This is a genomic window from Shewanella sp. ENK2 (assembly GCF_043568515.1).
Classification (GTDB): Bacteria; Pseudomonadota; Gammaproteobacteria; order Enterobacterales; family Shewanellaceae; genus Shewanella; species Shewanella japonica.
The window spans coordinates 903,050-912,500 of the sequence record NZ_CP171406.1; the positions used below are offsets into that span (position 1 = coordinate 903,050).

The 9,451-nt window shown below is 41.9% G+C and carries 5 protein-coding genes, 2 tRNA genes, 2 rRNA genes and 1 pseudogene (1 of these 10 only partly in view); 2 read left to right on the forward strand and 8 right to left on the reverse strand.

Annotated features, from left to right (window positions below):
- The first annotated feature begins 17 nt into the window (after window positions 1–17).
- Window positions 18–851 carry a TIGR03899 family protein gene (locus ACGEDC_RS04070; protein WP_394496615.1) on the forward strand — a complete coding sequence of 278 codons (834 nt, stop codon included), beginning with the start codon at window positions 18–20 and terminating at the stop codon, window positions 849–851.
- A gap of 82 nt (window positions 852–933) precedes the next feature.
- On the opposite strand, the gene ACGEDC_RS04075 is transcribed toward ACGEDC_RS04070, so the two are convergent.
- A complete protein-coding gene (locus tag ACGEDC_RS04075) occupies window positions 934–1,602 on the reverse strand; it encodes a hypothetical protein (protein WP_282168081.1) in 669 nt (222 codons plus the stop codon).
- Between the two features lie 497 nt (window positions 1,603–2,099).
- Here ACGEDC_RS04075 and ACGEDC_RS04080 point away from each other — a divergent pair, with 497 nt between their 5' ends.
- Window positions 2,100–2,522 carry an organic hydroperoxide resistance protein gene (locus ACGEDC_RS04080; protein ID WP_055026480.1) on the forward strand — a complete coding sequence of 141 codons (423 nt, stop codon included), beginning with the start codon at window positions 2,100–2,102 and terminating at the stop codon, window positions 2,520–2,522.
- 148 nt (window positions 2,523–2,670) lie between these two features.
- On the opposite strand, the pseudogene ACGEDC_RS04085 reads toward ACGEDC_RS04080, so the two are convergent.
- From ACGEDC_RS04085 to ACGEDC_RS04115, 7 genes and pseudogenes are all read right to left on the reverse strand, one after another.
- Window positions 2,671–3,194, reverse strand: a pseudogene (locus ACGEDC_RS04085) (DUF3087 family protein).
- 87 nt (window positions 3,195–3,281) lie between these two features.
- Window positions 3,282–4,004, reverse strand: coding sequence for a rhomboid family intramembrane serine protease (locus ACGEDC_RS04090; protein WP_394496619.1), 723 nt, complete (start codon window positions 4,002–4,004; stop codon window positions 3,282–3,284).
- Window positions 4,005–4,062: 58 nt separating this feature from the next.
- On the reverse strand, window positions 4,063–5,724 hold the full coding sequence (locus ACGEDC_RS04095; RefSeq protein ID WP_394496621.1) for an ABC1 kinase family protein: 1,662 nt from the start codon (window positions 5,722–5,724) through the stop codon (window positions 4,063–4,065).
- 217 nt (window positions 5,725–5,941) lie between these two features.
- Window positions 5,942–6,018 (reverse strand) — tRNA-Trp (locus tag ACGEDC_RS04100).
- Between the two features lie 598 nt (window positions 6,019–6,616).
- Window positions 6,617–6,693 (reverse strand) — tRNA-Asp (locus ACGEDC_RS04105).
- A 109-nt stretch (window positions 6,694–6,802) separates the two neighbouring features.
- Window positions 6,803–6,918, reverse strand: a 5S ribosomal RNA gene (gene rrf, locus ACGEDC_RS04110).
- 167 nt (window positions 6,919–7,085) lie between these two features.
- A 23S ribosomal RNA gene (locus ACGEDC_RS04115) occupies window positions 7,086–9,451 on the reverse strand; it runs 526 nt beyond the window's last position.

A 9,451-nucleotide genomic window follows, 5' to 3' on the forward strand; every position in this document is an offset into this window, starting at 1 on the left:
AAGTATGAGAAAACGTTATGGCAGAAAGTCACCCTCAACAAACTAACAAAGACCAAAAAGCGAGTGTGTCTGCACGAAAAAAAGCATTATTGCTCGGAAAAATTCTCGGATTAGCCAGCGAAGATGATTATCGCCCTTCTCAAGCATCGATTACTGAACGTGCCCAATTTAGATTACAGAAACAGCAAGTTCAGCATCAGCTCAATCTTGAAACCATCTTTGCTTTAGCCCTCAACTATACCCCATCTGATGTTACTGGCGAGGACTTAGATCCTGACTGGAGTTACCAGTTTTTCCAGATGGCAGAACAAATTCAATCTCGACGAATGCAAGATTTATGGGCCAGAATTTTAGCCAGCGAAATTGTAAAACCTGGAAAATTTAGCCTAAGAACCCTTGCCACTCTCAAGAACTTGACCCAACGAGAAGCACAAATACTTGAAAAAGCATTGGGTATGTCTGTAAAAATGAATGCAGAAACTCGATATAAGCTATTAAGTGGTTATCGCATCAGTGGTGGTTTACAGCAGTATTTTAGGAAAACATCACAGGTGAATATTGGCTTATCTAAATACGGTTTACCTTACTCAAATATTTTAACTCTCATGGATACTGGCATACTACATAGCAGTGAATTCGAAACCGGCCTGCTTGATAAAAATTCCGATATTTTACTGTCGATGACCGAGCAGCAATTCAAAATTAGTCCAAAAAATAATAATTCACTCTTTAGTTACTATCGCTTCACCCCTGTGGGCGATGAGCTTAGTTTATTGGTACAGGCCAATGTAGAGAACGAATATGTGAGAGCGTTGAAAGAAACGTTAAAGGCAGGGTTTAGCGTAAAGTAAACTCTAGAGTAAATTGGTTTTGGCCTGAGTGAGCGAGTATACAAGCATGACATGCGATAGCCCCTCAGAAAACTTAGGCTAATTAGGTTTCACTTTTCAGTGATAGTAATGACTTCTCAGCTCCTTCGATATCTGTCTTATCCGAATCAACCACTCGCTCATATAAGTTAGAGTGCTGAGCTTTATGCATAGAGAATAGAAATTGCCTTAATGTTTCTCTAGATTCATCACTGACAACAATTGTCGCTGCTATAACGCCATTTTCAGAGCGTACAACTTGATATTCAATATCAAAACTAATGTCTTTGGTTAAAATTAACTTAGCCTGACGAGCTTCTTCAGTATCATCTATATTTGGAGCATATAACGTCAGCCCGGTGCTTGAAAGAGACAACACATCAATGGCGAGATTAGTATCAAAATCAATGATCCTGACATTATCAAGTTCTTTCATTCGCCAGCTTCTGTCAGCGCCTCGCGTATCAACCACCTCGGGGATCCCCAGCTTAGGGACAAACTGTCCAAGTTCATCCATGGCAATATTTAAAGGGAACCATAATCGGTAATGGCTAATTTCAGCCAATAAAGTCAGTTGAGTTTTACCTAGCAAACTAGCTAAAGTTGCAGGTATTTCAGTTGTCACAGAAACGGTTTCATTAGGACCTTCTGGCACTTTCTTAACGGCAGAAGGTGTTTTAGCGAATAACTCACTAAAACAAGCTAACTCTTCTTTGGTTAAGGTGCTGTCCATTATCACTCCTTGAAACTGTATTTGTTATAATTTGTAACAATTCTATCATGTGAAATCTTAGCGTACAATTCATAGCCAACTTTCTTGGCATAAATCCTAATTAAAATAATAGGTTCTACTGCATTCGACATCGTGCAATAAGCGATGTAACGACACGTTTTATGAAGGATCCGCTTTAAAAGTTTCACTCAAATTTTGCAGTGCACACTTTACGATTTTCACATCGCTCAACTTGGCAATCGCAACCCATAAACTTGGTACGAATGAGCGGCAACTTTAGTTCAAAACAGTTATCCCAATTCAAGTCTTAGATAAATTCAAGCAAGTAAAAACCGGCCCTATATATTCAATTCAAAATGAACAAGAAAAAATTTTGCGCAATTAGATTGCGCACAACATATATTTGCAGTATTGTATATTTCATTGAGTGAGTAGCTAAGATTAATCCAACTGAATCACTTAATTTAACGTTCATTATTTTTCAATTAGGAGTTTTTATGGATATCATTTATTCAGCATCAGCAACAACTACTGGCGGTCGTGATGGTCAATCAACATCATCGGACAATAAACTATCGGTAAAACTTAGCACACCTAAAGAACTAGGCGGCGCAGGCGGTGAAGGTACAAACCCAGAACAGCTTTTTGCAGCAGGCTATTCAGCATGTTTTATTGGAGCAATGAAATTTGTTGCAGGACAAGAAAAGATAAGACTTAGCCCAGATCTTAAAGTTCAAGCTACCGTCGGCATTGGGGCTAATACCGCTGGAGTCGGATTTGCCATCGATGTCAAACTACGCATTAGTTTACCTGAAATGGATAAAACTGCGGCTGAAGCATTAGTCGAAAAAGCACATCAAGTATGCCCTTACTCTAACGCTACCCGCGGTAACATCAATGTTGAGCTAGTTGTAGAGTAAATTGAATAAGTCAGTTACCATTTTGAGCTAGGCTATTTTTCACCATTTGAAAATAGCCTAGTGATTGTAGAAGTTAGCTATAACTTATCGCACACTTAATTTAAGACCTGGTAAAAACTATGGTTCAAGTCTTTAAGTCCTCAACAATTTACACCTTATCCAATAAAGCAATATCAAAGTCATCGAGGCTAATCGACAAATTTAATTGGGCAATTTGTGATTCAACTTTTTGAATATTTTGCTTAACAGCATCGAGGGTCAACGTATTATTATCTAATTCGTAAACCTGCTTTTGAGTGTGGTAGTAAAACAATAATATGGTAATCGCATCAGGTTCATTTTTATCAGCCGCAGCGACAATTTTAGTCAACTTTCGATAGATTCGGTTATGTAGCTGTTTCATTTGCCATACCCAATAAATATCATGCATAAATGGTTTAGTTTTAATGATATTCATAATAAGACTACAAAAGACGACAGCTAAGATAACTCCCATCAAATTTAAGTGAAAATTACCTGTAGACTCACTTCCCGCGACGGGCGTTTGCCCAAAAAAGCGATTAAAATAGCGCCAAAACCTAACGATAGTAAGGTTAAGCAACTCACCAACCCGATCAGTAATTTATTTAGCTGCTGCCTATATTGCTGCTTATTGATTGAGATTAACTTCATAATAATCCTAAACGTAAATGTCTAAAGCATTTTATCCCGAAAAATAACATTGCCCAAGAACTGACACACTCGACTTAATCAAGCATGTCATTGTTTTTGACGATACCGCACCACTAACATTATCGCCAATGCGGTAATGGCTCCGCCAACATGGGCAAAATGAGCAATATTACCAACAGAATATTTAGTTAATCCAAAGAACAGGTCACCAGCAATAATGAGTGGAACAAACCATTTAGCACTAATCGGCACAGGCAAGAAAATCAGCGATAACTTAGCATCCGGATAACGCATCGCAAAGGCCACTAACACGCCATACATCGCACCAGATGCCCCAACAACAGGCGCATGGTAAATAGACATAAACTCAACCAGCCTATCCTTACCCAAGGCCTGTACTAAGTGACCATCAGCCATACCTTGCTGCAAAATGGTTTGAATATCATTTGTGCTGTAACCTAACGTTAAAATGTCATTGGTGATAGCGGAAAACTGATAGTAATTAGCGGCAGTATAAATCAATGCTGCCCCCAACCCTGTTACAAAATAAAAAGCTAAAAACCTTGGCGTCTTCCAAGTCTGTTCAAGTGGGGTACCAAATGACCACAGTGCGTACATATTAAATAGAATATGCGCCACACTGCCGTGCATGAACATATGGGTGACTAACTGCCATAGAGCAAACTTTTCATTCAATGGAAAATAAAGCGCTAAGGACTGCAAAGGTTCAAACTTTAACAATGTACTCGCAATAAAAATAAGGACATTAATCACCATTAAGTAAATAATCAACTGATTTTTGGCTGGCATATTAAGTAACCTTATTGTTGATATTGTCATGATTTGACTAAATTCTACTACGTACTTTTCAACGCTTTTTTGATAAGTTTCCCGAACGGCTAATAGCAAGTAATAAGCGCCCTACCAGTAAACTGCCTGCGGCAGTAATCCCCAAACCTATAATAGAAACTCCTTCATACAAAGGCGGTACGCCACTACTTAACACCATACACCCACCGAGAAAAATGGCGCCACTTAATACCCCGTAAACCAAGCGATTAATAATCGTATCTAAACTTAGATGATTCAAATTAATATCAAAACGACCATTATTAATTTGCTGAGTTAATAACTCGATTTGTTCAGGCAAAGTATTAATGACACGTTGCCATCGATTAGAAGACGCCATGGTTTGTTTGAACATATATTGAGGCGACAACTGGGCAAGTTTCATCTTAATCGCATAAGGACGAATTGCGTCACCTACGCTTATGCTGCTATCTAATTGCTTAGATGCTCCTTCAAGCATGATGAGTACCCTCAGGAGCATCGAAACTTCTGTCGGAATAACTAGCTTATGATGGTGAATAATTCGAATAAATTCATTTAATACGGCAACTAGAGGGACTTCATTAATATCCACTTCCAAAAAGTCTTGTACAAAATCGCTAACATCTTTTTCAAGTAAGACTTTATCTAGCTTAGGCTGCGCCTGACACAATTTGATTATATGGTAAGTTAACTCTGCGGGATCTTTATCGGCAAGGGCTACTAATAAGTGCTGAAAGCGTAATTGAACGGCTTGGGTTAATTTTGCTGTCATCCCCCAATCCAATATACCTAACTGTCCAGACTCCAATACCCAAATATTTCCAGGATGCGGATCGGCGTGAAAAAAACCTAAATCAAAAATCATATCAAGATACACCTTGAGCCCGGTTTCTGCTAAAGCTCTAGTATCTACCTCAGCAGCATTTAGTTTGTCACCATCGGCAACGCTAAACCCCTTTAAGCATTCCATGACTAAAACATGTTTACCTGAAATGTCACGATAAACATGTGGAATATGCACTTTACTATTATCACTAAAGTAAGCACTAGCACGTTGCATACTGCGAGCTTCTTTCACGTAGTCGAGCTCATTCATTAGTGATTTAGTAAACTCAATAATTAACTTAGTCGGTTGATATAGTCTGAGTTCTTTATTGTATTGCTCAACCAAAGACGCCAGCATTTTTAAAATTTCGACATCTGCAACAATTTTATCTTCAATACCAGCGTGTTGAACTTTAACGACAACGTCTTGACCATCCACGGTGACAGCTTTATGCACCTGACCTACCGAGGCAGAAGCTAATGCTTCAAAACTAAAGGATTGAAATAAAGTATCGAATGAGCGACCGAACTCAGCTTCAATGGTTGAAATGATCTGTTGTTTATTATCGGCAGGCGTATCAGATTGAAGCTTAGTTAGCTCGTCAGCAATCTCTTGACCAACCAGATCAGCACGGGTACTGAGTATTTGACCAAGTTTAATAAAAGCAGTACCTAACTCACTGAATGCTAGACGTAAACGAACTGCAATAGAAAGTGACGCAAGTTGCTGACCGCTCTCATTCACAAATACACTTTTAATAAACTCAGGATTACCTTCTTTGACCCAATTAGCTAAACCATACTTTACCAACACAGTGAGGATCTGTCGCGAACGCGCCGAATGATTCATGAATTGCTTAACGTTAGTCAGCATCGCCCAACTCCCTGTTTACCCGATAAAATAAGCTTTAGTTGTCTAGATATTGATAAGACTTTAAAGTCATTACATCATCTAGCTAAAGCTAAGATAAAGCAACGAAAATCAATTAATGGTGATTCGGATAAAAGGACTGAAAAAGGAATTGTACGGTTAATAAAATAAATGTGCAGAAAAGACAAAGGCCTAGCATTTCTGCTAGGCCTTCTAAATTTGGCAGGGGTAGCAAGACTCGAACTCGCAACCATCGGTTTTGGAGACCGCTGTTCTACCAATTGGAACTATACCCCTGTTGACGAGATGCATTATGCTAAAACCACCGACAAAGGTAAAGCATTATTTGCTTCAAACACTACTGACTGTGGGTTTTTCAGCCAAATTAGTAAAATTGAATACGCTTTGGCTTTACCTTATACAAATCTCTTTATCATATACGTTAATACTTCATAAGCAGATCAATCTATAGTGCATAAAAAGATAAGATTAGTTGTGCTATTTGTATTTATCGATTTAATGAGCTGTGGCTTACTGGCTAATGCTTAAATGAGTAACACTAAGTAGAACGAACATATGTTGGCCTCGATAACTAGGAGCTCACTCTGGTTACTCTGAGGTTTATAGGTTAAGGCTCTATTATTTGTGGATGCACTAAGTTGATAGGGCATAATTCAATAATCACTGGTTCACTTCTGAGAGGTACCTAACATTTACTAAAAGCCTTGATATAAACATTCAGTATCTTATTAAGCGTGTTTAGTTGAGTTAGCATCCTTAAATATTGACCGCAAAAGTATCTTTTATAATGGGGATTGTTGGTAGATATCAGAAATCATTGATAACCAAAACGAAAAAAGCCTCTACATTGCTGTAGAGGCTTTCGTCTTTATGTTGGCGGAGCGGACGGGACTCGAACCCGCGACCCCCGGCGTGACAGGCCGGTATTCTAACCAACTGAACTACCGCTCCTTTAGCAAAATGCTTACGCGTAATGCTAAATGCTTTTTAAGTCGTTAACTTGTCAAAGTTAGTAGACTCGCTTTATCGTGATAAAGCTACTCTTTCGAGTAAATTAGGCGCTTGGCGATGACCTACTTTCACATGGGGAGACCCCACACTATCATCGGCGCGATTGCGTTTCACTACTGAGTTCGGGATGGGATCAGGTGGGACCACAATGCTATTGTCACCAAGCAAATTCGGTGTTAATCACTTATCGCAATTAACTAAATTCGGAAAGCTGTTTGTTTCTTTGAGTTTTCTACTTTATTAAGCGCTTTAAATTCTTTACTAAGTCTTACCTTCAACAGTAAGTAATAAATCTAGTTACCATCAACTCAGATAAAACTCATCTGGGTTGTATGGTTAAGCCTCACGAGTCATTAGTACAGGTTAGCTCAACGCCTCACAACGCTTACACACCCTGCCTATCAACGTCCTAGTCTCGAACGGCTCTTTAGAGGAATTAAATTCCTAGGGATGACTCATCTTAGGACTCGCTTCCCGCTTAGATGCTTTCAGCGGTTATCGATTCCGAACGTAGCTACCGGGCAATGCTATTGGCATAACAACCCGAACACCAGCGGTTCGTCCACTCCGGTCCTCTCGTACTAGGAGCAGCTTCCTTCAATCATCCAACGCCCACGGCAGATAGGGACCGAACTGTCTCACGACGTTCTGAACCCAGCTCGCGTACCACTTTAAATGGCGAACAGCCATACCCTTGGGACCGACTTCAGCCCCAGGATGTGATGAGCCGACATCGAGGTGCCAAACACCGCCGTCGATATGAACTCTTGGGCGGTATCAGCCTGTTATCCCCGGAGTACCTTTTATCCGTTGAGCGATGGCCCTTCCATACAGAACCACCGGATCACTATGACCTACTTTCGTACCTGCTCGACGTGTATGTCTCGCAGTTAAGCTGGCTTATGCCATTGCACTAACCGTACGATGTCCGACCGTACTTAGCCAACCTTCGTGCTCCTCCGTTACTCTTTGGGAGGAGACCGCCCCAGTCAAACTACCCACCAGGCACTGTCCCGAACCCCGATTAGGGGCCGCGGTTAGAACATCAAAACTACAAGGGTGGTATTTCAAGATTGACTCCACTCCATCTAGCGATTGAGCTTCAAAGTCTCCCACCTATCCTACACATGTAGGTTCAATGTTCAGTGCCAAGCTATAGTAAAGGTTCACGGGGTCTTTCCGTCTAGCCGCGGGTATACGGCATCTTCACCGCAATTTCAACTTCACTGAGTCTCGGCTGGAGACAGCGTGGCCATCATTACGCCATTCGTGCAGGTCGGAACTTACCCGACAAGGAATTTCGCTACCTTAGGACCGTTATAGTTACGGCCGCCGTTTACTTGGGCTTCGATCATGAGCTTCTCCGAAGATAACCCAATCAATTAACCTTCAAGCACCGGGCAGGCGTCATACCGTATACGTCATCTTGCGATTTTGCACAGTACTGTGTTTTTGATAAACAGTTGCAGCCACCTGGTATCTGCGACTCCCAACAGCTTAGAGAGCAAGTCTCATCACCGTCAGGAGCGTACCTTCTCCCGAAGTTACGGTACCATTTTGCCTAGTTCCTTCAGCCGAGTTCTCTCAAGCGCCTTGGTATTCTCTACCCGACCACCTGTGTCGGTTTGGGGTACGATTCCTACTAACCTGAAGCTTAGAAGATTTTCCTGGAAGCATGGCATCAACTACTTCACCGCCTTAGCGGCTCGTCATCAGCTCTCAGCCTAATGTTCACCCGGATTTGCCTAAGTGAACAGCCTACAACCTTAAACGCGGACAACCAACGCCGCGCTAGCCTAGCCTTCTCCGTCTCTCCATCGCAGTTAGCAAAAGTACAGGAATATTGACCTGTTTCCCATCGACTACGCCTTTCAGCCTCGCCTTAGGGGTCGACTCACCCTGCCCCGATTAACGTTGGACAGGAACCCTTGGTCTTTCGGCGTGGGGGTTTTTCACCCCCATTATCGTTACTCATGTCAGCATTCGCACTTCTGATACGTCCAGTGTGGGTTACCCCTTCACCTTCAACCGCTTACAGAACGCTCCTCTACCGCTTGCACCTAAGTGCAAACCCATAGCTTCGGTGTATTGCTTAGCCCCGTTAAATCTTCCGCGCAGGCCGACTCGACTAGTGAGCTATTACGCTTTCTTTAAATGATGGCTGCTTCTAAGCCAACATCCTAGCTGTCTAAGCCTTCCCACATCGTTTCCCACTTAGCAATAACTTTGGGACCTTAGCTGATGGTCTGGGTTGTTTCCCTTTTGACGACGGACGTTAGCACCCGCCGTCTGTCTCCCGAGTAGTACTCACTGGTATTCGGAGTTTGCAAAGGGTTGGTAAGTCGGGATGACCCCCTAGCCTTAACAGTGCTCTACCCCCAGTGGTATTCGCTCGAGGCGCTACCTAAATAGCTTTCGAGGAGAACCAGATATCTCCGAGTTTGATTGGCCTTTCACCCCCAGCCACAAGTCATCCGCTAATTTTTCAACATTAGTCGGTTCGGTCCTCCAGTTGATGTTACTCAACCTTCAACCTGCCCATGGCTAGATCACTCGGTTTCGGGTCTACGCCTTGCAACTAAACGCGCAGTTAACACTCGGTTTCCCTACGGCTCCGCTATTCGCTTAACCTCGCTACAAAACGTAAGTCGCTGACCCATTATACAAAAGGTACGCAGTCACGGTCTCAAGAACCGCT